General features: G+C 55.2%; 2 rRNA genes. Both read left to right on the top strand.

Going from position 1 to position 1775, the window contains the following annotated elements:
• Window positions 1–1488: ribosomal RNA gene (locus ACWELQ_RS45100) — 23S ribosomal RNA — on the top strand; the annotation flags it as partial.
• Between the two features lie 166 nt (window positions 1489–1654).
• Window positions 1655–1771: ribosomal RNA gene (gene rrf, locus ACWELQ_RS45105) — 5S ribosomal RNA — on the top strand.
• Window positions 1772–1775 lie beyond the last annotated feature (4 nt).

The raw sequence follows: 1775 nt of genomic DNA on the forward strand, positions 1-1775 counted from the left end.
AAGCGATGGGGTGACGCAGGAAGGTAGCTGGGCCAGGTGATGGAATACCTGGTGTAAGCCTGTAGGGCGAGATATAGGCAAATCCGTATCTCATATAGCCTGAGAGGTGATGCGTAGCCGATTGAGGCGAATTCAGTGATCCTATGCTGCCGAGAAAAGCCTCTAGTGAGTTGGTACACGGCCCGTACCCCAAACCGACACAGGTGGTCAGGTAGAGAATACTAAGGCGATCGAGATAACTGTGGTTAAGGAACTCGGCAAAATACCTCCGTAACTTCGGGAGAAGGAGGGCCCGGTCTGGTGAACACCCTTGCGGTGGGAGCTGGGTTGGGTCGCAGAGACCAGTGAGAAGCGACTGTTTACTAAAAACACAGGTCCGTGCGAAGTCGTAAGACGATGTATACGGACTGACGCCTGCCCGGTGCCGGAAGGTTAAGAGGACCGGTTAGCTACTTCGGTGGCGAAGCTGAGAATTTAAGCCCCGGTAAACGGCGGTGGTAACTATAACCATCCTAAGGTAGCGAAATTCCTTGTCGGGTAAGTTCCGACCTGCACGAATGGCGTAACGACTTCTCAGCTGTCTCAACCACAGACTCGGCGAAATTGCAGTACGAGTAAAGATGCTCGTTACGCGCGGCAGGACGAAAAGACCCCGGGACCTTCACTATAGCTTGGTATTGGTGTTCGGTACGGTTTGTGTAGGATAGGTGGGAGACTGTGAAGCGGGTACGCCAGTATTCGTGGAGTCGTCGTTGAAATACCACTCTGATCGTATTGGACCTCTAACCTCGGACCCTGATCGGGTTCAGGGACAGTGCCTGGTGGGTAGTTTAACTGGGGCGGTTGCCTCCCAAAATGTAACGGAGGCGCCCAAAGGTTCCCTCAGCCTGGTTGGCAATCAGGTGTCGAGTGCAAGTGCACAAGGGAGCTTGACTGTGAGACCGACAGGTCGAGCAGGGACGAAAGTCGGGACTAGTGATCCGGCACCGGCAAGTGGAAGCGGTGTCGCTCAACGGATAAAAGGTACCCCGGGGATAACAGGCTGATCTTCCCCAAGAGTCCATATCGACGGGATGGTTTGGCACCTCGATGTCGGCTCGTCGCATCCTGGGGCTGGAGTAGGTCCCAAGGGTTGGGCTGTTCGCCCATTAAAGCGGCACGCGAGCTGGGTTTAGAACGTCGTGAGACAGTTCGGTCTCTATCCGCCGCGCGCGTCAGAAACTTGAGGAAGGCTGTCCCTAGTACGAGAGGACCGGGACGGACGAACCTCTGGTGTGCCAGTTGTTCCGCCAGGAGCACGGCTGGTTTGCTACGTTCGGAAGGGATAACCGCTGAAAGCATCTAAGCGGGAAGCCTGTTCCAAGATGAGGTTTCTCACCACCTTCGAGTGGGTAAGGCCCCCAACAGACCATTGGGTTGATAGGCCAGAACTGGAAGTCTGGTAACAGATGTAGGTGACTGGTACTAATAGGCCGAGGACTTACCAACAAAGAAGCTACGCGTCCACTGTGCAGTATCTGAAACAACACACGACCGTGTGTTGGAGAAGGATTTTTCTAGGGGGCTTCCCCCTAGGACCCCCTTTTGGGGTGTTCGAGGGGTTGCCCCTCGAAAATTCTCCTCTGGCACATGGAATGTGACAGTTTCATAGAGTTACGGCGGCTATAGCGGTGGGGAAACGCCCGGTCCCATTCCGAACCCGGAAGCTAAGGCCACCTGCGCCGATGGTACTGCACTCGACAGGGTGTGGGAGAGTAGGACACCGCCGGAACATC

The sequence above is a fragment of the Nocardia sp. NPDC004722 genome, from assembly GCF_053601505.1.